Genomic DNA, 20,321 nt, shown 5'->3' with positions numbered 1-20,321 from the left:
TTCAGATCCTTGTCTGAAGGTTGCAGCTTTTTTTTTAATAATGTTCAGCTAAGTAGGTCAATAGTTCAGGTGCTAAACCAGTTGCTGATTGGTTTTCCTGGCGATCTTCTAGCATGGAGACCATCAGAAATCCTTGGTCTTGCGAATCAAAGGCAAATAAGAAGCTGTTTTCCTGGCCTTTTTCATCTTGCTTTTCTTTGATTTCAGCTGTTCCTGTCTTAGCAGCTAATGGAATGTTTAATGCTGCCAAGGAATGTGCAGTTCCGTTTGGATCGGAAACAACGGCGGTCAAATCTTGATTGATTTGATCGATCGTTTCTGCTTTAAAGACTTCTTTGTCTTTTTGCTCTGCCTCTTTCACTAAACGGGGATAGACCAGCTTCCCTTGATTGGCAAAGACGGAGTAAATAGCCGCTTGCTGGATTGGATTCATTAACAATTCTCCTTGGCCATAGCCGGTATCTGCCAGTAAAATGTCCGAATTGAAGGAGTCTTCATTTGAAATTTGAGCAGGATTCATCGCGATCGGTAAATCCAATGTTTCACCAAAAATCAACTTCGACAAGCCGTCACGAAAGGCATCTTCGCCCATAGATAGGGTTTGTTGCGCCATGTAAATATTATCAGAGTATACCAGTGCATCCTTGAGATTCACAGAAGCTACATCAGTAACTCTCGTCACAAAGTAGTCGCCCCACGAGCTATCTTTTTGCCATTTCAATCCATCGATCGCGATACTCTGCGTAGGATCGATCGTGCCATTTTCCAAGCCGATCGCACCAGTGATGGCCTTAAAGGTCGAACCAGGTGCATAGGCCGTAGCAAAGCGGCTGATGAAAGGCAGGTCTTCATTTTGTTCATACGCATCATAATCTTCTTGTGAGATCCCTTGGGTCATTTTATTGGGATCATAACTTGGCGAGCTGGCAAGTACCAACAGATCGCCAGTTTTGGGTTCGGTAACGACCGTTGCTCCTGCTTGGTTTTGTAAGGAGTCAAACGCCGTCTTTTGGGCTTGGGCATCAATGGTCAAGTGGATATCCTTGCCATCTGCGCGTTCTTTTTCTAACAGGACGGCTTTCTCAGCACCATCTTCATCTGTGATGGCGATTTTTCCGCCGTTTTCTCCTCGCAACTCTTTATCGAAGGCAGCTTCCAGACCACTACGACCAATTTGTCCGTTGCTTGCTAGTGTTTCATCTTTTTCGATATCTTCCGCTGTTACATTTCCTAAGTAACCAATCAGTTGGGCGGCAGCTTCCCCAAGTGGGTAAGTGCGTCCAGTCGTTTCTTTTAAACTTGTTCCAGTTGGCATCTCATCCGTTGGTTCGATGATCTTCAAGGGGACGAACAACTCATCTTGAACCCAAGATTGCCCCAACGCTTGATTGATGGCTTCTTCTGTCAGGTCGAAACGTTCCGCGATCGCTTTGATATTGGCGTTTTTTTCGTCTCCCGTGCCCAGTTGCCCCGGAACGACGCCTAACTGATAAAGCGTGCCATTTTCTGCTAGTGGTTCGTTGTTTCGGTCGAGAATCTCACCGCGAGTGGCATTATCTACGGAAATACTGACTTTGTCTTGTCCCTCCATTCCTGGAAAGATCAACTGAGGGGACCAATCGATCTTGGCTTCGTTATCAGCTACAGTGATCGTGCCGCTATAAGAAAGCTCGGTTAATTCACCTAACGAGGTGGTCAAGGAACCGTTGTATTGGAAATTGAATTGATCGGAATCCTTGTCATTAGGAGTTACCTCAATCCCAGAGGCTTTAAATGATTCAGCACCGATACCAGTGAAGATCGCTTCGTATTTTGCAGAGACTTCGTCTGCGGTAAAGCCGGTTGATGCTAAACTGTCTTCAGACACGAAGGCAGGCAAGTCACTGTACTTCTGATCGGCCAAAGCGTCGATAAAGGAAGTGAGGGCTTTTTTAGCAGCGGCTTCTTCTTGCCGATCCTGATAGACGGTATAACCATAATAGCCGCCGCCTAGTACCAATAAGGCGGCAGGAAGTGCCAACCAGACGAAGCGCTTGGGCTTTTTCGCTGGCTTTTCGTTGCGAGAGCGCCGATTTTCTGACATATTATTGTTCCTCCTTCAAAGCCGTCATACGGGCATGATAAAGCGGCAACAGCGTTTGATAAACTGCTAAAATATCCGCCATCTCAACGTCTTCGATCATTTCTTTCGGAAAAATCTTTCCAATTTGAAGCTCGCTTTTTTTGACTTTCTTCAATCGTTCCAGATAGGTTGGCCACATGGCGATAGGGTGGTGGTCGTATTTTGTGTGATCAGGAGAAAGTGTAAAGTCAGCTGGTAATTGATCGAATAATTCTTTTTGGGCCAACCAGGATTCAGCGATCGTTGCCTGATTTTTCGGTTGATCGATCACGCTGAGCCAAACAAAGACATACGCTTGATTGATCCCAATTTGAAAGTGGGCATCCATTTTATAGCCTCGTTTGTTCGGACCGATCCCTGCCCAGGTTTCGGCAGGAGGGTAGACGGTTCTGCGTCGGTGCTGAGCAATATGCAAATAAAAAGGCTCTTGGCAGCTTTCTTCAATTAATGGGATCGCTGCCTCACCGATCGTTTGAAAAATCGGCTGAATCTCGGCACGGATTTTTTCCATTCGTTCGTCTAACGTTTCTAAAGAAAAAGCATCAAATGATTGTTTCGTAAATAGCATAATCGTATCCTTTCTGTTGTCTGAAAATAGTATAACAAAAAAAGCCCGATAAATTACGGGCTTTTGTTTATTTTACCTTTTTTTATTGAAGGATACTCAGTCAATTTGCCGCTGGACTCAATTTAAACGTTGGTGTCTGGCTTTGTTCCTTCAAAAGATGCAAAAGATCATCCAAGAAAGAAAAGTCCATTTCTTCTAAATTAAAATAAATCCGAAAAGAATACGTATGTTTAAATAAGCTTTGGCGATGGATTTGATGAATAATCAATTCGTCATTGCGTTCATTTTGAAATTGTAGAACACGCTTTTGTTCTTCGGTATAATGAGGGCGCGCCCCTTTTTTGAAGGGACTGAATAAATAGAAACTTGTTTGTTGGTTGATGGAAAGGATTTGCTGCACGGCCAATAATTCGTTATGGAGCTGTTGTTTTTCTTTGTCTGATAAATGAGCTAAAAAAAGTTCAGCACGATTCTTTAGCGACCACATATAGTACTCCTCCTTGAATGTAGCTACAATACGACCTAAATATAGCATGAAAAAAGGATATTGTAAACGCTTTATAAATCCTTCGCTGCTTCTAAAGAGGAATCTGCTTTCAACCAACTGGGTAAAAAGCGAACATTCGTGTTTATTAATATTTAAATGTACAGATAATCGTTGACCCGCTTTTTCTGCGTTGTTAGAATAATAAGCAAATAAAGATGTGTGTCATCGCTATGTGAAAAATATTACTTAACTGAGGTGGATTATGGAATCAGAAGTGCTTCTTTATGAAGGAAAAGCCAAAAAATTGTTTAAAACCAACGAAGAGGATGTATTGAGAGTCGTTTATTTGGATCAAGCTACTGCATTGAATGGTCAAAAGAAAGATGCCGTTGTAGGAAAGGGTGCCTTGAACAATCAGATCACTGCGCATCTTTTTCAGCGGCTAGCCGACAAAAGCGTCCCAAGTCACTTTCTTCAATTGGTGTCTAAACACGAACAATTAATTCGAGCTGTCACCATGATTCCTTTAGAAGTCGTTGTTCGCAACACGGCTGCTGGTAGTTTTTCAAAGCGCTTGGGCATCGAAGAAGGAACCAAACTGCCAAAGCCGATCGTAGAGTTTTACTACAAAGAAGATCGCTTGGATGATCCGTTTATCAATGATGATCATGTGTTTTATCTAGGGCTTGCCTCAGAAGAGGAGCTGGACCAGATCAAAACATTGGCGCTGCAAGTCAACGCTGCGTTACTGGAAATCTTTGCGAACATCAACATTCGCTTGATCGATTTTAAAATCGAGATCGGCAAAACCAAAAAGGGCGAGTTGCTTCTGGCTGATGAGATTTCACCAGATACTTGTCGTTTATGGGATATGGGGACAAATGAGCATCTTGATAAAGATGTTTATCGACGTGATTTAGGGGACATCGTTCCTGTTTATGAAGAAGTCTTAAATCGTTTAGAAAAGGAGAATTCAGCATGTATTTAGTCAAAGTTTATGTAACCTATAAGGAATCTGTTTTAGACCCTCAAGGGGAAGCTGTGAAAGGAGCGGTTCATCGCTTGGGGTATCAAGATGTCAGTGATATTCGGATCGGGAAATACTTTGAAATCAAAGTGACACCTTCAAACAATCAAACACAAGCAGCTGTAGCAGAAGAAATCGAAGCGATCTGCGACAAGCTTTTGGCAAATGTCAATATGGAAACCTACCGTTATGAAATGGTTCAAATGGAGGAAGCGGCCCTATGAAATTTGCAGTGATCGTTTTTCCTGGATCAAATTGTGATGTTGATTTGATGTGGGCAATCAAAGATATCATGGGGGCAGAAGCAGAATATGTGCGCCATGATGCAGACAGCTTAGCTGGTTTTGACGGTGTTTTGCTTCCAGGAGGATTTTCTTATGGTGATTACTTAAGATGTGGAGCGATCGCCCGTTTTTCAACGATCATGTCAGAGGTCATTCGTCTGGCAAATGAAGGCAAACCTGTCTTTGGTACCTGCAATGGGTTTCAAATTTTAACGGAAGCGGGCTTGTTACCAGGGGTTTTACAAAGAAATGAATCACTCCATTTTATTTGCAAACCGGTCCGTCTGCAAGTGAATAATCAAACAGCTTTTACTTCTGAATATGAAACGGATCAAGTCATTACGCTTCCTGTCGCTCATGGTGAGGGCAATTATTATTGTGATGAAACGACTTATCAGGAATTGGTTGCCAACAATCAAATCGTTTTCCGTTATGAAGATAACGTCAACGGCAGCCTACACAACATCGCTGGTATCTGTAATAAAGCTGGCAATGTTCTAGGCATGATGCCTCATCCAGAACGAGCGATGGAAAGCTTATTAGGCTCAGAAGATGGCAAGAAGTTTTTTGCTTCATTATTGAAAAATTTTGGGAAGGTGCCGGTAAATGGATAAAATGATCGTAAAAGAACCTACACCACAAGAAATCAAAGACACGAAATTATACGAGCAATGGGGATTGACCCAAGAAGAATATCGGATGATCTCAGAAGATATTTTGGGACGTTTACCGAACTATACCGAAACTGGACTCTTTTCAGTGATGTGGAGTGAACATTGTTCTTACAAAAATTCCAAACCTGTTTTGCGGAAATTCCCGACAGAAGGGCCGCAAGTACTGCAAGGACCTGGCGAAGGTGCGGGTATCGTGGATATCGGCGATGATCTAGCCGTCGTTTTTAAAGCGGAAAGCCATAATCATCCTTCTGCGGTGGAACCTTATGAAGGAGCAGCAACTGGTGTTGGTGGGATCATCCGCGACATCTTCAGTATGGGTGCAAGACCGATTGCTGTTTTAGACTCCTTACGATTTGGTGAGTTAGATAATCCAAGAACGAAATATCTTTTGGAAGAAGTCGTTGCTGGGATCAGTGGCTATGGCAACTGTATTGGGATTCCGACCGTCGGTGGTGAAGTGGCATTTGATCCTTGTTATGAAGGCAATCCATTAGTCAATGCGATGTGTGTAGGGATTATTGCTCACAAGGATATTCAAAAAGGGCAGGCTAAAGGTGTTGGAAACACCATCATGTATGTCGGCGCAAAAACAGGACGCGACGGGATACACGGGGCGACTTTTGCATCGGAAGAATTTGTCGAAGGAGAAGAACAACAACGTTCCGCCGTACAAGTCGGTGATCCTTTTATGGAAAAACTTTTGTTGGAAGCTTGTTTGGAATTGATCGTGGATCATTCGGACATTTTAGTCGGAATTCAAGATATGGGTGCTGCTGGATTGGTTTCTTCTAGTGCCGAGATGGCATCAAAAGCCGGATCAGGGTTGCGCTTAACGTTAGATGATGTTCCACAACGAGAAACCAATATGACGCCTTATGAAATGATGTTGTCAGAATCTCAAGAGCGGATGCTGATCTGTGTCAAAAAAGGACATGAAGCTGAAGTGGAAGCACTCTTTAAGAAATACGATCTAGAAGCCGTCGTGATCGGTGAAGTAACAGATGATGGCAACTATCGTTTGTTCCATCACGGACAGGAAGTCGCTAATTTGCCAGTAGATGCTTTAGCTGAAGATGCGCCGACTTACTACAAAGAGATGGCAGAACCGAAACGGATCAAAGTGTTTAAGGAAACACCAGACTTTGTTCCAGTGATTCACTCAGCAACGTCTGTATTTGCCGATCTACTGCAGCAGCCGACGATCGCTTCAAAACGCTCGATTTTTGAAACCTACGATTCGCAAGTTCGTACCAATACCGTGGTAGGACCCGGCAGTGATGCCGCTGTGTTACGAATCAAGGGAACCAATAAAGCCTTGGCGATGACGACTGACTGTAATGCTCGTTACCTGTACTTAGATCCAGAAGTCGGCGGACAGATCGCAGTTGCAGAAGCTGCTCGAAATATCGTCGCTTCCGGTGGGCGTCCATTGGCGATCACTGACTGCCTTAACTTCGGCTCGCCAGATAAACCAGAAGGATTCTGGGAGTTATCCACGGCTGCTGACGGGATCTCAGAAGCTTGTCGTGTGCTAGAGACACCAGTCATTTCTGGGAACGTCTCCTTATACAACGAAACGGACGGACAATCGGTCTATCCAACGCCGGTAATTGGGATGGTCGGATTGATCGAAGAGCTGGCGCATATCACGACGCAGCATTTCCAAGCAGCGGGGGATCTGATCTATGTCCTAGGGGAAACCCATGCTGACTTCAATGGGTCTGAATTGCAAAAACTGCAGACAGGAAAGATCGCTGGGCGTTTAATGTCCTTTGACCTTGAAACAGAAAAAATGAACCAACAATTGGTTACCGCAGCGATCCAAGCAGGTCTTGTTCAAAGTGCCCACGATTGTGCCGAAGGTGGTTTAGCGATCGCTTTAGCCGAATCCGCTTTTGACAAGGGCTTTGGTCTAAATGTGACCGTGTCATTGCCAGCAGCACAATTGTTTTCAGAAACCCAATCCCGATTTGTGCTTTCAGTCGCACCTGATAAGCAAGCAGCTTTTGAAGCGCTGGTAGGCGCTGCTGCAACAGCGATCGGGGAAGTGACTGCTGATGGCCAGATTCGCATGCAAGCACAAGATGATACGATCGAGATGCCCCTTACTGAGGCGAAATTGAAATGGGAGGAAGCCATTCCATGTTTAATGAAGTAAAGAGCCTCAACGAGGAATGTGGGGTTTTTGGTGTTTGGGGTCATCCAGATGCCGCTCGTGTCACCTACTTCGGACTACACAGTTTGCAACATCGCGGCCAAGAAGGTGCAGGGATTGTCACGAATGATGCGGGGAAACTCAATGGCCACCGTGATTTAGGGTTGCTAGCGGAAGTCTTTTCGGATGAACGTGTCCTCCAGCGTCTGACAGGAGATGCTGCCATTGGTCACGTTCGTTACGCAACTGCTGGTAATGGTAGCGTTGATAATATTCAACCATTTTTATTCAAATTTTTTGATCAGCAGATTGGCTTAGCTCATAACGGCAACTTGACGAATGCGAAAAGTCTACGGAAATCCTTAGAAAAGGCTGGTGCGATTTTCCACTCGAATTCCGATACAGAGATTCTCATGCACTTGATCCGTCGCAGCGAAGAACCGCTTTTTATGGATCGGGTCAAGGAGGCATTAAATCAAGTTAAAGGTGGATTTGCGTACCTTTTACTGACCGAAAATGCCATGATCGCAGCACTAGACCCCAATGGCTTTCGGCCATTGTCAATCGGGAAAATGGTCAATGGTGCTTATGTGGTGGCTTCAGAAACCTGTGCGTTGGAAGTCATCGGTGCGGAATTTATTCGTGATGTCCGACCAGGCGAAGTCGTGATCATTGATGATGCAGGCATTCAAATTGAACAGTATACCCAAGAAGTACAACCCGCGATATGTTCGATGGAGTTTATCTATTTTGCCCGTCCTGATTCCAACATCGCTGGCGTCAACGTCCATCGTGCCCGTAAAAATATGGGCCGTCGCTTAGCACAAGAGGCGCCGATCGAAGCGGATATGGTCATTGGTGTACCGAATTCATCCTTATCTGCTGCCAGCGGGTATGCAGAAGCTTCAGGTATTCCCTATGAATTAGGCTTAGTAAAAAATCAATACATCGCACGAACGTTTATTCAACCGACGCAGGAGTTAAGGGAACAAGGTGTACGGATGAAGCTCTCAGCTGTTCGTGGCGTAGTCGAAGGCAAACGAGTGATTCTAGTCGACGATTCGATCGTCCGAGGAACCACCAGCCGCCGTATCGTGCAACTGCTAAAAGAAGCAGGTGCCAAAGAAGTTCATGTACGTATCGGTTCGCCGCCTTTGCGCTATCCGTGTTTTTACGGGATCGACATTCAAACGAGAAAAGAATTGATCGCAGCCAAATATACGGAAGCTGAGATTTGTGAAAAAATCGAAGCAGATTCTTTGGCCTTTTTAAGTGAAGACGGGTTGATCGAAGCGATCGGTTTAGATTTTGACGCACCTTACTCAGGATTGTGTATGGCCTATTTCAATGGCGATTATCCAACCCCTTTGTATGATTATGAAGAAAACTATCTCGCGTCTTTAGCTGAATAAATTGTAGGCAAAAATGGTTTTTCAAACGAAGCAGTGAAGGACCGCTGGTTTACTTGCGTTAACGACGAATGAGCTGAATGAAGAAAAGCGGATGAATGATTGAGGAGGAACGAACGTGGCAAATGCATATGCAAAAGCCGGTGTCGATGTCGAAGCCGGTTATGAAGTAGTCGAACGGATCAAAAAGCATGTGAAACGAACAGAACGTCTAGGCGTGATGGGGGCAATCGGGGGTTTTGGTGGCTGTTTTGACTTATCATCGTACCAATTGAAAGAACCAGTACTCGTTTCTGGGACAGATGGTGTAGGAACTAAGCTTTTATTGGCGATCCAGCAAGAACAGCATACAACGATCGGCATTGATTGCGTCGCAATGTGCGTGAATGATATCGTCGCTCAAGGGGCAGAACCTATCTACTTCCTTGACTATGTTGCAGTCGGTAAAAACGATCCTGCAAAGATCGAACAAATCATTGCTGGTGTCGCAGAGGGCTGTGTGCAAGCGGGTGCTGCCCTGATTGGTGGGGAAACCGCTGAAATGCCGGGAATGTACCAACCAGAAGAATATGATCTTGCTGGCTTTGCCGTAGGAATCGTCGAAAAAAGTCGCTTGATCACTGGAGAAACCATCAAAGAAGGCGATGAGCTGATTGGTTTGCCTTCATCAGGCATTCACTCGAATGGGTACTCTTTAGTCAGAAAAGTCTTTTTTGAACAGCATGGCTATACAGGAGCAGAAACATTTGCAGAACTTGGCAACCAAACACTTGCAGAAAGTTTATTGACGCCAACGAGAATTTACGTGGATGCATTGAAGCCTTTATTGACAGAAGGATTGCTAGCTGGAATTTCTCATATCACTGGTGGCGGATTTGTTGAAAATATCCCGCGGATGCTGCCTGAAGGACTTGCGGCAGAAATCTCCCTAGACACTTGGCCGCAGTTGCCGATATTTGATCTGATCGCTGCTCATGGCGCGATTCCTCACCAAGAAATGTTCGAGATTTTCAATATGGGGATCGGTATGGTCTTAGCCGTTGCGCCAGAAAATGTTGCGGCAGTAATGGCGCTTCTATCTGCCAATGAAGAACCAGCGTATCGGATCGGTAAAGTGACGAAACGTGACAACGAAGCTGTCTGCTTTAAAGAGGCAGTCCGATGAGGATCGCCGTCTTTGCTTCTGGAACGGGCAGCAATTTTACAGCGATCGCCGATGCGATCCAGGCTAATGAAATCAAAGGGGCGCAGATCGGATTGGTCTTTTCCGATAAACCTGCAGCGCCAGTGATAGAAAAAGCTCGCGCAAGAGACTATGAAACGCTTGTCTTGGAGCCAGCGGCTTTTGCGTCAAAAGCAGCCTTTGAAAGGAAATTGATCGAAGAATTGCAGTATCATGCCATCGATTTTATTGTTTTAGCTGGGTATATGCGGATCATCGGGAACACCCTATTATCCGCTTATGAAGGCAGAGTCATCAATATCCATCCCTCGTTGTTGCCGAGCTTCCCAGGCAAATCTGGGATTGCCGATGCCTTCGCTTATGGCGTGAAAGTGACGGGGGTTACGGTTCATTATGTCGATGCTGGCATTGATACAGGGCCAATCATTGCCCAAGAAATCGTTCGGATTGACACCGACGATACGTTAACAAGTGTGACAGAGAAAATTCATCAAGTGGAACACCAAATCTATCCAGCTGTTTTAGCTGAAATTGTGGAAAAGGGGCTATCAAATCGTGAATAAACGTGCATTAATCAGTGTGTCTGACAAAGAGGGACTGGTACCATTTGTCCAAGAATTGACCAATTTAGGATTTGAGATCATTTCAACTGGCGGGACCAAAACCGTCTTGGAGGAAGCAGGGCTTCAACCGATCGGCATCGAAGCGATCACAGAATTTCCTGAAATGATGGACGGTAGGGTAAAAACGCTACATCCGCGGGTGCATGGTGGTCTGTTAGGGCGACGTGATCTGCCTTCTCATATGGAGGCAATGGCTGAGCACGGTATTTTACCGATCGACCTCGTTGTCGTCAATCTTTATCCATTTAAAGAAACGATCAGCAACCCTGATGTCACAGAAGCCGACGCAATCGAAAATATCGACATCGGCGGACCAAGCATGCTGCGTTCTGCGGCGAAAAACCATGCCTCAGTAACTGTTGTCGTTGATCCCAAGGATTACGACTGGGTTTTAACTGAGCTGAAGGAAGGCAATACGACGTTGGCATCAAGAAAGAAATTAGCTGCCAAAGTCTTCCGTCATACCGCAGCCTACGATGCCTTGATTGGTGAATACTTGACCAAAGCGGTGGCCGAAACAGAAACGGAGAACTTGACGAAAACCTATGTTTTGAAACAAACATTGCGTTATGGTGAAAATAGTCATCAGAAAGCTTCCTTCTATCAAGACGCATTACCCGTGCCCTATTCGATTGCCAGCGCAAAACAAATCCACGGCAAAGAATTGTCTTACAACAACATTAAAGATGCTGACGCTGCCTTACGGATCGCAGAAGAATTTACAGAGCCAACTGCGGTAGCCCTAAAGCACATGAATCCATGTGGAATCGGAAGTGGAGAAACGATTGCTGAAGCTTTCCAAGAAGCTTACGAAGCAGACCCAGTGTCGATTTTTGGCGGGATTATCGTCTTAAATCGTCCAGTTGATGTGGCAACTGCGCAGCAGCTGCAGCGGATTTTTCTTGAGATCATTATTGCACCTGCATTTGAAGAAGGAGCACTTGAAATCCTAACGAAGAAAAAAAATCTGCGCTTGCTGGTTGTTGATTTCGAAAAAGCAGCCAAACAGCCAGAAGTTGTCTCTGTCCTTGGGGGCTTATTGGTGCAAGAACCAGACAATCAAATGGAGTCACCAGCAGATTGGACCGTGGTGACCAAAAGACAGCCGACACCAGAAGAAATCGCAGCCTTGGCATTTGCTTGGAAAGCGGTGAAACACGTGAAGTCCAATGCGATCGTTTTAGCCAATCAACAGCAAACCGTCGGGATCGGTGCTGGTCAGATGAACCGCGTTGGTTCAGTGAAAATCGCTGTGGAACAAGCCCGTGAAAACAATAAATTGGCTGGTTCAGTGCTGGCAAGCGATGCCTTTTTCCCGATGGATGACAGTGTCGAATATGCAGCACAACAAGGAATCAAAGCGATTATTCAACCTGGTGGTAGTATCAAAGATCAAGAATCGATCGACATGGCAGATAAGTACGGTGTGGCGATGGTCTTTACTGGTGTTCGTCATTTTAAACACTAAGAAATAGGAGAAGACGATGAAAATACTTGTTATTGGTAGTGGTGGCAGAGAACATGCCGTCGCAAAAAAGTTTCTGCAAGACCCTCAAGTTGAAACAGTCTTTTGTGCAAAGGGCAATCCTGGAATGCGAAAAGACGGGATCGTGACAGTCGCAATTGAAGAGTCCGATCATGAAGGTTTGATTGCTTTTGCTCAAGAGCAGGAGGTTGATTGGACCTTCGTTGGTCCAGAAGTTCCATTACTAAATGGCATCGTAGATGATTTTCAGGCGGCGGGCTTGGAAATATTTGGTCCCAATCGACAAGCAGCGATGATCGAAGGATCAAAAGAGTTTGCCAAAGAATTGATGCGTGCCAATCACATTCCAACAGCTGACTATCAAAGCTTTACAGATAGTGCGCAAGCAAAAGCATATATCCAACTTAAAGGTGCACCGATCGTTATCAAAGCGGATGGCTTAGCGGCAGGCAAAGGCGTAGTTGTTGCTGAAACCGTTGATGAGGCGAATGCAGCTGTCGAAGCGATGCTGGAGCAAAATGCTTTTGGTGAAAGTGGTGCAAAAGTGGTGATCGAAGAGTTTTTGGCTGGCGAAGAGTTTTCGCTCTTGGCGTTTGTTAAGGACGAAGCCGTCTATCCAATGGTCATTGCGCAAGACCATAAACGTGCGTTTGATGGCGATTTAGGGCCGAATACAGGAGGTATGGGGGCGTACACACCAGTACCGCAGATTCCGCAAGAAATGGTCGATCAAGCGGTCAAAGAAGTTTTACTTCCTGCAGCAAAAGGAATGATTCTTAATAAGACACCATTTACTGGTATTCTTTATGCAGGTCTGATTGCTACTAATGACGGACCGAAAGTCATTGAATTTAATGCTCGTTTTGGTGATCCAGAAACGCAAGTCGTGTTAAGTCGTTTAGATAGTAGCCTGGCACAGATCATTGATGATCTCTTGCAGGATCGAGAGCCCGCGATCCGCTGGAATCAAGCGGCTTCGATCGGTGTCGTGATTGCATCGCAAGGATATCCTGGCAAGTATCAGCAAGGAATGCCTGTTCCATCTCCTCAAGGAGAAGGAACACAATTCTTTTATGCAGGAGTGGAGGAGACTGCTGATCAAGGCGATTTGACGGCAGCTGGTGGTCGTGTTTTTCTTGTGGAAGCTTCAGCTGAGAATTTAGCTACTGCCCAAAAGAACGTCTATGAAGCAATCAATAAATTGCCTTTGTCGGGTTTGTTTTATCGAAATGACATTGGTGACAAAGCCTTACACTATAGCAACTCATCAAAGGCGATGAAGTAAAGAACGTTTCAATGCGTAATGCAAATTGAAAGTAAAGGATGACTGCCAGTAGAACCAATCGGTTGTGCTGGTGGTTTTCATTTTATAGGAGGTTTTTTTGACGTTGGTGTAGCGTTTTCATCTTGTTGTGCTAAAATAAGAATGTAGTTTAAATAAGGAGGAACTTTACGTGAAAAAAATTAAATTCGGTCCCACTGATTTAGAAGTATCTAGCGTGATTTTAGGTTTGATGCGAATCAACAATGCCAAAGACCCAGTGAAAGTATTGACGACAGCGATTGAAAATGACATTACCTTTTTTGACCATGCCGATATCTATGGGCGCGGGGAGTGTGAAACGATTTTTGCGGAAGCGTTAGCAAAAACGGATGCCAAAAGAGAAGAGTTGTTCATTCAATCAAAATGTGGCATCGTTCCAGGTGAAATGTTTGATTTTTCGAAAGAGCATATCATTTCTTCCGTGGAAGGTAGTTTACAGCGTTTGAAAACCGATCATTTGGATGCGCTACTATTGCATCGCCCTGACACTTTGTTTGAACCAGAAGAAGTGGCAGCTGCCTTTGATCAATTAGAAAAAGACGGCAAAGTGAAATACTTCGGTGTCAGCAATCAAAAACCTGGTCAAATCGAATTGTTGAAAAAATATGTTTCCCAACCTTTAGTAGCGAATCAGCTGCAATTCGGGATCATGCATACGGGAATGATCGATCAAGGAATTCATGTCAACATGACGGATGCTGGTAGTGTCGATCATGATGGAGAAATTCTTGAATATTCTCGCTTGCATGAGATGACGATCCAAGCTTGGTCTCCGTATCAATATGGTTTCTTCGAAGGTGTCTTTATCGGTAACGAGAAATTCCCAGAGTTGAACGAAAAATTGACCGAACTAGCGGACAAGTATCAAACGACACCAACAGGTATTGCTTCTGCGTGGATCTTACGTCACCCTGCAAACATGCAAGTGATTGCTGGAACGATGACCCCACATCGGATCGAAGAAATCGCGCAAGCATCTTCGATCGTATTGACCCGCCATGAATGGTATGAGGTGTATAAAGCAGCAGGAAACATCTTGCCGTAATTTATTAGTAAATCCCGTTTTTTTCAGTACTTATAAGGATGAATGTTCGCAAAAGACGAACATTCATCCTTTTTTTTCAAAAAGTATTTCTAAAAAGCTTGTATTTCACTTCTAGGTGGTTTAAATTGTTGTGGGCGTTAAAAATAGGCTGAGGCCATTTGATGCTTGCTTCACTCTTAGTAAGATTTGGAGGATATTTTTATGTTTGACATGAAAGTTTTTGATTACGAAGATATACAACTGATTCCTAACAAGTGTATCGTGAACAGCCGTTCAGAATGTGATACCACGGTGACATTAGGCGGACACTCATTTAAGATGCCTGTCGTTCCTGCAAATATGCAAACGATTATTGATGATTCGATCGCAGAATTTTTAGCTGAAAATGGCTATTTTTATATTATGCACCGCTTTGATGAAGAAGCACGGATTCCATTTATCAAAAAAATGAAGAGCCGTGGCTTGATTGCTTCTATCAGCGTAGGTGTCAAAGAAAATGAATATGCCTTTGTGGAAGAACTAGCTGACAAAGAGCTTGTTCCTGATTTTATTACGATCGATATTGCTCATGGCCACTCAAACGCCGTGATCAATATGATCCAACACATCAAGAAGCATTTGCCAGCAACGTTTGTGATCGCTGGAAATGTTGGAACACCAGAAGCAGTTCGTGAATTGGAAAACGCTGGTGCAGATGCAACGAAAGTCGGCATTGGACCTGGGAAAGTGTGTATCACAAAGATCAAAACTGGTTTCGGAACTGGCGGCTGGCAGTTAGCAGCACTACGCTGGTGTGCCAAAGCTGCTCGCAAACCAATCATTGCAGATGGCGGCATTCGGACACACGGCGATATCGCTAAATCTGTCCGTTTCGGTGCAACAATGGTCATGATCGGTTCATTGTTTGCAGGTCATGAAGAATCACCTGGTGAAACGAAAGTAGAAAACGGCGTTGTGATGAAAGAATACTTTGGTTCTGCATCAGAATTTCAAAAAGGTGAAAAGAAAAACGTGGAAGGAAAGAAAATTTGGATTCAATACAAAGGTTCTTTGAAAGACACGTTAGTTGAAATGCAGCAAGACTTGCAGTCATCGATCTCTTATGCAGGTGGAAAAGATTTAGAATCGATTCGTAAAGTGGATTACGTAATCGTGAAAAATTCGATTTTTAATGGAGATACGATCTAAACAGGATACTAAAGAAGCGACCTTCTATTGGTCGTTTCTTTTTTTGTAAGAAGAACCATTTTGTTTTTCTGTTTTCTTCGTTATAATAGAAGCAACGAAGAGTAGAGGAGCGGGTGACCAAATGACAATCAAAGTGATGTCAGTGTTCGGTACCAGACCGGAAGCCATCAAAATGGCGCCACTAGTAAAGGAATTGGAAAACGACCCGCGTTTTGAATCGATCGTTGTGGTGACGGCGCAGCATCGAGAAATGTTGGATCAAGTATTAACGGTTTTTGAGATCACACCAGACTATGATCTGGATATTATGACTTTAGGGCAAACCTTGACAGGGATCACCACCAAAGTTTTACTGGATCTAGAACCGATCCTGCAAAAAGAAACTCCTGATATCGTGCTGGTTCATGGCGATACGACCACCGCTTATGCAGCCGCGACGGCCGCCTTTTATCAGCAAATTCCTGTGGGTCATGTGGAAGCCGGTTTGCGCACATGGAACAAAAAATCTCCTTATCCAGAGGAAGCCAATCGTCAGTTGATCGATGTCTTAGCTGATTTTTACTTTGCGCCAACTTCCCAAAGCAAAAAAAATCTGCTGGCTGAAAACCGCAATGAGGCTGCGATTTATGTAACAGGTAATACCGCCATTGATGCGATGCGTTATACGATCTCGGAGGAATACCAGCATCCAGAACTTTCCGCAGCAGATCAAACCATGATCCTACTAACAATGCATCGTCGAGAAAACTTAGGTGCTCCGATGCAGCAGGTCTTTCGTGCTTTAGCACAGATCGCAAAGGAGAAGCCAACGATCAAAGTGGTTTTCCCTATGCACAAGAATCCCCAAGTCCGAGGGATTGCTCAGGAGATTCTTGGGGAACTAGCAAATGTTACGTTGATTGAGCCTTTAGATGTCATTGATTTTCATAACGTTGCGAATCAAAGTACCTTGATTTTGACGGATTCCGGTGGTGTCCAAGAAGAAGCGCCGTCATTAGGCGTTCCTGTTTTGGTCTTGCGAGATACAACAGAGCGTCCCGAAGGTATTGCTGCAGGTACGTTAAAACTGATCGGTACGTCTGAAGCTGCGGTTTATCAAGAAACAAAGCGACTGCTAGAAGATCCAGAAGCTTACAATGCCATGGCACATGCAGAAAATCCATACGGCGATGGGAAAGCAAGCCAGCGAATCCTGCAAATTTTAGCCGATCATTTTTCGTGAGAGCTAGAGTGAATAATAATTCTCCCAGTATAGGTGAACATAGAGAAAGAGGCAGCTGTTTGTTAAATGGCTGTCTTTTTATATACATGAAACACGCGGGAACGCCGTTTCCATTTTTTCGTTGATTGTGACAAACGAAGAAGCTTGATTAAGTGTGAGTTTCGCTTTGAAAGGATTTCTGTTCATCTGCTCGTATATAAAGGTTTATCAAGTATAAAATCACATCAGTTCTTTAACGTTGTTATTTTATTGTAAGACCTTTCATTTGAAAACCTATGGAAAACTTTGAAAAAAGGGTACTTTTTTCCTTAGATGCTGTTGACATTGGTTAGGATAGCAGTTATTATGTGGGTAGTTGGAAGAAAGACTTCCGACGAACTGACATTTTATACAAATAATTGTTAGGTGAGGCTCCTATATGGACACAAGCTGCTGCCGCAAAAGCATCGAGAGATGCTTAGTTGGTAGGACAGGTCTAATCGTGAAGGTTAAACCCAAAGCAGCTGATAGCAAATTTGCTATCTACGCCCTATAGTGCTAAAGCTCTACAATGATCATGAGTTTTTTACGCATGCTTATTGGGAGCGTGCGTTTTTTTGTGTCTTTTGCGCGCGTTCCACAGTGACTTACCTAATAAAAAGAAAGGAAGATTCACATGGAATACCCCAGTCCCCAGATGAAACAGCGGAGTAGTTATCGAATCGCTAGGGGTGGCGTAAGCAACTCCTAAGTGCTAGGAGGAAAAAAAGATGTTAAAAAAACTATCGAAAGATCAAGAACTAAAATTACTTGCAAAATTGACCGAAAGAGAATTGTTGATGGAGATGCGGACCTCCTTTCAAGGGTTATCGGAAGAAGATGCTGCAGAGCGTTTAGCAGAGTATGGTCCAAACAAAGTCGACGCACAAAAACCAACACCCGCTTGGTTGATGATCTTAGGCGCTTTTAAAGATCCCTTTGTGTTAGTTTTAGCCCTATTAATGATTATTTCTTTTGTAACAGGCGATATTGAAGCAGTGATCGTGATGGGAATCATGATTTTAGCCAGTGTCATGATTACTTTCGTCCAAGAATACCGTTCCCAAAAAGCAAGCTTAGCGTTAAAAGAACTTATTGAAAATACTTGTTCCGTAACCAGAGATGGAATCACGAGAGAAATTCCAATGGATGAAGTCGTTCCTGGAGACATCGTCACCTTAGCAACTGGCGACATGATCCCTGCGGATGCGATCTTGATTTGGACCAAAGATTTATTTATCAATCAATCTTCATTAACAGGCGAATCAATGCCCGTTGAAAAATTTGTCGATGCTGGGATCAAAGAAAGCGATGAACAAATTTCTGCACTAGATATGCAAGATCTTGTTTTCATGGGTACCGATGTCTTAAGTGGTCAAGGAAAAGCCATTATTTTGAAAACCGGTCAAAGTACATTCTTTGGCGATATTGCTAAAAATGCGACCACGAAACGCGGCAAAACAACCTTTGAAGATGGCTTAACGAAAGTCAGCAAACTTTTGTTGCGAATGGTCATGGTTCTTTTCCCAATCGTTTTATTGATCAATGGATTAACCAAGGGTGATTGGGGCGAAGCGTTGTTCTTCGCGATTGCAGTAGCAGTTGGTTTGACGCCAGAAATGCTACCAATGATCGTTACCAGTAACTTAGCCAAAGGGGCGATCTCTTTGTCAAAAGAAAAAGTGATCGTCAAAGAATTGCCTTCGATTCAAAACTTAGGTGCAATGGATGTCCTATGTACCGATAAAACGGGTACGATCACCGAAGATCGTGTCGTGCTGGTACAACATTTAAACCCGTTTGGCGTAGAAGATAAACAAGTTCTTGATATGACCTATTTAAATTCTTACTATCAAACAGGGTGGAAAAACCTGATGGATATCGCAGTCCTAAACTACTATGAAGAAGAAGGTTTGGCAGCGCCATTTAACGATGTGACAAAAATCGATGAGATTCCTTTTGACTTTTCACGTCGCCGCTTGACGGTTGTTGTCAATGCGGATGGTCATCAACTGATGGTCACAAAAGGTGCAGCTGAAGAAATGGAACAAGTCTGCAAATACGTAGAAGTTGATGGCAAAGTGATGGAATTGACTCCTCAATTGAGAGAGCAATTACGTCAAGTGAACCTGCGCTTGAATAAACAAGGGATGCGTGTGTTGACAGTTGCCGTAAAACGCGATGCTCACGCAGATGCCGTTTATTCTGTAGCAGACGAACAAGACATGATCATGATTGGCTTTATGGGCTTCTTAGATCCAGCAAAAGAAACAGCCAAAACAGCGATTGCTTCTTTACACGGTCATGGCATCAATGTCAAAGTGTTGACTGGAGATAATGCGATCGTTGCGCAAAAAGTTTGCCGAGATGTTGGTATCGATGCAGATGAATACTTGTTGGGAACCGACATTGATCATCTGTCAGATGAAGAGTTAGCAGCGAAAGCTGCAAAAACCAATCTGTTTGCAAAATTAAACCCAATGCAAAAATCACGAATCATTGAAACCATTCAAGCAGCAGGCCATACAGTCGGCTTTATGGGAGATGGCATCAACGATGCGCCTGCTTTACGCACGGCAGATGTTGGCATCTCGGTTGATACAGCAGCAGATATCACCAAAGATGCCAGCTCGATCATTTTATTAGAAAAAAGTTTAAATGTCCTTGATAAAGGGGTCATCGAAGGGCGCAAAGTATTTACCAATATGATGAAGTACATCAAAATGACGTTGAGTTCGAACTTCGGGAATGTCTTCTCGATCTTAGTTGCTAGTGCCTTTTTACCTTTCTTACCAATGTTGTCCATTCAATTGTTGGTTCAAAACTTGGTGTACGATATGGCACAATTGACGATTCCATGGGATAATGTAGATAAAGCAGAGTTAGAAAAACCAGTCAAATGGCAAGTAGGCGGACTACTGAAGTTTACCGTCGGCATTGGACCGGTCAGCAGCATCTTTGATATTTTGACCTTCTTTGTGATGTGGCATGTCTTTAGTGCAAATACGATCCAAGAGCAAGCCTTGTTCCAAGCAGGATGGTTTATGATCGGCTTAACGACACAAACCTTAGTCGTTCACATGATCCGAACAAGAAAATTACCATTTATCAATAGTATTGCTTCACCGGCAGTCTTGATCTCCAGCGTCCTAGCAATTGCAGTTGGCTTCTTAGTTATCTTGACGCCATTGCACACCGTCTTCGATTTTGCGGCGTTGCCATCAAGCTACTGGCCATGGTTTATTGGTATCAATTTCGCTTATTTAGTAACAGTTGAATTTGCCAAACGCATTTACATTCATGTAACGAAAGAATGGATTTAAAAAAACAGGTCGGCGTTCTTCCTATGGAGGGGAGAATTGCCGATCTGTTTCTTTTTATCCAATCTCTGTATTATTTTTTTCTCATCTTAAGAAAATTCTTTTTGATTCAAGTCGAATCCTTCACAAGTAATAAAAGGAGGTTAATGGTGAATCTGTTTAGCCAAATGATGATTGCTGTAC

16 protein-coding genes and 1 riboswitch are annotated in these 20,321 nt (G+C 43.8%); of the genes, 13 read left to right on the top strand and 3 right to left on the bottom strand.

Annotated elements, in window-relative coordinates:
- Positions 1 to 34: 34 nt before the first annotated feature.
- The 3 genes from A5867_RS11165 to A5867_RS11155 all read right to left on the bottom strand — a co-directional run bounded on the left by A5867_RS11165 (position 35) and on the right by A5867_RS11155 (position 3,225).
- The gene (locus tag A5867_RS11165; RefSeq protein WP_087627620.1) at positions 35 to 2,083 is read right to left on the bottom strand and encodes a penicillin-binding transpeptidase domain-containing protein; all 2,049 of its coding nucleotides are present in this window, start codon (positions 2,081 to 2,083) and stop codon (positions 35 to 37) included.
- Between the two features lies 1 nt (position 2,084).
- Complete coding sequence (locus tag A5867_RS11160; RefSeq protein ID WP_016611021.1) at positions 2,085 to 2,690, bottom strand: DUF1054 domain-containing protein; 606 nt, start codon at positions 2,688 to 2,690, stop codon at positions 2,085 to 2,087.
- A gap of 100 nt (positions 2,691 to 2,790) precedes the next feature.
- Positions 2,791 to 3,225, bottom strand: a complete 435-nt coding sequence (locus A5867_RS11155) for a hypothetical protein (RefSeq protein WP_087627619.1) — start codon at positions 3,223 to 3,225, stop codon at positions 2,791 to 2,793.
- A 214-nt stretch (positions 3,226 to 3,439) separates the two neighbouring features.
- On the opposite strand from A5867_RS11155, the gene purC reads away from it, so the two are divergent.
- From purC to mgtA, 13 genes are all read left to right on the top strand, one after another.
- Entirely contained in the window at positions 3,440 to 4,165 is a 726-nt protein-coding gene (gene purC, locus A5867_RS11150; protein WP_087627618.1) for a phosphoribosylaminoimidazolesuccinocarboxamide synthase, read from the top strand.
- The gene (gene purS / locus A5867_RS11145) at positions 4,156 to 4,428 is read left to right on the top strand and encodes a phosphoribosylformylglycinamidine synthase subunit PurS (RefSeq protein WP_010749587.1); all 273 of its coding nucleotides are present in this window, start codon (positions 4,156 to 4,158) and stop codon (positions 4,426 to 4,428) included. Before purC ends, purS begins: the two co-directional genes overlap by 10 nt.
- Positions 4,425 to 5,102 (top strand): phosphoribosylformylglycinamidine synthase subunit PurQ, encoded by a 678-nt coding sequence (gene purQ, locus A5867_RS11140; protein WP_010749588.1) that lies wholly within the window; start codon positions 4,425 to 4,427, stop codon positions 5,100 to 5,102. The genes purS and purQ overlap by 4 nt, the downstream gene beginning before the upstream one ends.
- Complete coding sequence (gene purL / locus A5867_RS11135; RefSeq protein WP_170927531.1) at positions 5,095 to 7,323, top strand: phosphoribosylformylglycinamidine synthase subunit PurL; 2,229 nt, start codon at positions 5,095 to 5,097, stop codon at positions 7,321 to 7,323. Before purQ ends, purL begins: the two co-directional genes overlap by 8 nt.
- Positions 7,308 to 8,732 (top strand): amidophosphoribosyltransferase, encoded by a 1,425-nt coding sequence (gene purF, locus A5867_RS11130; protein WP_010749590.1) that lies wholly within the window; start codon positions 7,308 to 7,310, stop codon positions 8,730 to 8,732. Before purL ends, purF begins: the two co-directional genes overlap by 16 nt.
- Before the next feature lie 115 nt (positions 8,733 to 8,847).
- Positions 8,848 to 9,894, top strand: coding sequence for a phosphoribosylformylglycinamidine cyclo-ligase (purM, locus tag A5867_RS11125; RefSeq protein WP_015509886.1), 1,047 nt, complete (start codon positions 8,848 to 8,850; stop codon positions 9,892 to 9,894).
- Positions 9,891 to 10,475, top strand: a complete 585-nt coding sequence (purN, locus tag A5867_RS11120; protein ID WP_010749592.1) for a phosphoribosylglycinamide formyltransferase — start codon at positions 9,891 to 9,893, stop codon at positions 10,473 to 10,475. The genes purM and purN overlap by 4 nt, the downstream gene beginning before the upstream one ends.
- Positions 10,468 to 12,003 (top strand): bifunctional phosphoribosylaminoimidazolecarboxamide formyltransferase/IMP cyclohydrolase, encoded by a 1,536-nt coding sequence (gene purH / locus A5867_RS11115; RefSeq protein ID WP_087627617.1) that lies wholly within the window; start codon positions 10,468 to 10,470, stop codon positions 12,001 to 12,003. Before purN ends, purH begins: the two co-directional genes overlap by 8 nt.
- Before the next feature lie 16 nt (positions 12,004 to 12,019).
- Positions 12,020 to 13,306: a phosphoribosylamine--glycine ligase gene (purD, locus tag A5867_RS11110; RefSeq protein ID WP_087627616.1), complete on the top strand. Its 1,287-nt coding sequence runs from the start codon at positions 12,020 to 12,022 to the stop codon at positions 13,304 to 13,306.
- A 169-nt stretch (positions 13,307 to 13,475) separates the two neighbouring features.
- Entirely contained in the window at positions 13,476 to 14,390 is a 915-nt protein-coding gene (locus A5867_RS11105) for an aldo/keto reductase (RefSeq protein ID WP_016611032.1), read from the top strand.
- 210 nt (positions 14,391 to 14,600) lie between these two features.
- On the top strand, positions 14,601 to 15,578 hold the full coding sequence (gene guaC / locus A5867_RS11100) for a GMP reductase (protein WP_005230038.1): 978 nt from the start codon (positions 14,601 to 14,603) through the stop codon (positions 15,576 to 15,578).
- Between the two features lie 121 nt (positions 15,579 to 15,699).
- Positions 15,700 to 16,800, top strand: coding sequence for a UDP-N-acetylglucosamine 2-epimerase (non-hydrolyzing) (gene wecB, locus A5867_RS11095; RefSeq protein WP_010749597.1), 1,101 nt, complete (start codon positions 15,700 to 15,702; stop codon positions 16,798 to 16,800).
- Between the two features lie 390 nt (positions 16,801 to 17,190).
- Positions 17,191 to 17,362, top strand: a riboswitch (M-box (ykoK) riboswitch).
- A gap of 187 nt (positions 17,363 to 17,549) precedes the next feature.
- Positions 17,550 to 20,141: a magnesium-translocating P-type ATPase gene (mgtA, locus tag A5867_RS11090; RefSeq protein ID WP_010749598.1), complete on the top strand. Its 2,592-nt coding sequence runs from the start codon at positions 17,550 to 17,552 to the stop codon at positions 20,139 to 20,141.
- Positions 20,142 to 20,321 lie beyond the last annotated feature (180 nt).

Source organism: Enterococcus sp. 6D12_DIV0197, assembly GCF_002174385.1.
Lineage (GTDB): Bacteria > Bacillota > Bacilli > Lactobacillales > Enterococcaceae > Enterococcus_D > Enterococcus_D casseliflavus.
Note: the sequence above shows the minus strand (reverse complement) of the source record. Positions and strands in the feature narration are given on the sequence as shown.

What these genes read in the sequence shown, in the direction of transcription:
- purD (WP_087627616.1), top strand. Translation starts at nt 12,020, where the DNA reads ATGAAAATACTTGTTATTGGTAGTGGTGGCAGAGAACATGCCGTCGCA.
- purN (WP_010749592.1), top strand. Translation starts at nt 9,891, where the DNA reads ATGAGGATCGCCGTCTTTGCTTCTGGAACGGGCAGCAATTTTACAGCG.
- A5867_RS11165 (WP_087627620.1), bottom strand. Translation starts at nt 2,083, where the DNA reads ATGTCAGAAAATCGGCGCTCTCGCAACGAAAAGCCAGCGAAAAAGCCC.
- purS (WP_010749587.1), top strand. Translation starts at nt 4,156, where the DNA reads ATGTATTTAGTCAAAGTTTATGTAACCTATAAGGAATCTGTTTTAGAC.
- purF (WP_010749590.1), top strand. Translation starts at nt 7,308, where the DNA reads ATGTTTAATGAAGTAAAGAGCCTCAACGAGGAATGTGGGGTTTTTGGT.
- mgtA (WP_010749598.1), top strand. Translation starts at nt 17,550, where the DNA reads ATGTTAAAAAAACTATCGAAAGATCAAGAACTAAAATTACTTGCAAAA.
- wecB (WP_010749597.1), top strand. Translation starts at nt 15,700, where the DNA reads ATGACAATCAAAGTGATGTCAGTGTTCGGTACCAGACCGGAAGCCATC.
- purQ (WP_010749588.1), top strand. Translation starts at nt 4,425, where the DNA reads ATGAAATTTGCAGTGATCGTTTTTCCTGGATCAAATTGTGATGTTGAT.
- purC (WP_087627618.1), top strand. Translation starts at nt 3,440, where the DNA reads ATGGAATCAGAAGTGCTTCTTTATGAAGGAAAAGCCAAAAAATTGTTT.
- A5867_RS11155 (WP_087627619.1), bottom strand. Translation starts at nt 3,225, where the DNA reads ATGCTATATTTAGGTCGTATTGTAGCTACATTCAAGGAGGAGTACTAT.
- A5867_RS11160 (WP_016611021.1), bottom strand. Translation starts at nt 2,690, where the DNA reads ATGCTATTTACGAAACAATCATTTGATGCTTTTTCTTTAGAAACGTTA.
- guaC (WP_005230038.1), top strand. Translation starts at nt 14,601, where the DNA reads ATGAAAGTTTTTGATTACGAAGATATACAACTGATTCCTAACAAGTGT.
- purL (WP_170927531.1), top strand. Translation starts at nt 5,095, where the DNA reads ATGGATAAAATGATCGTAAAAGAACCTACACCACAAGAAATCAAAGAC.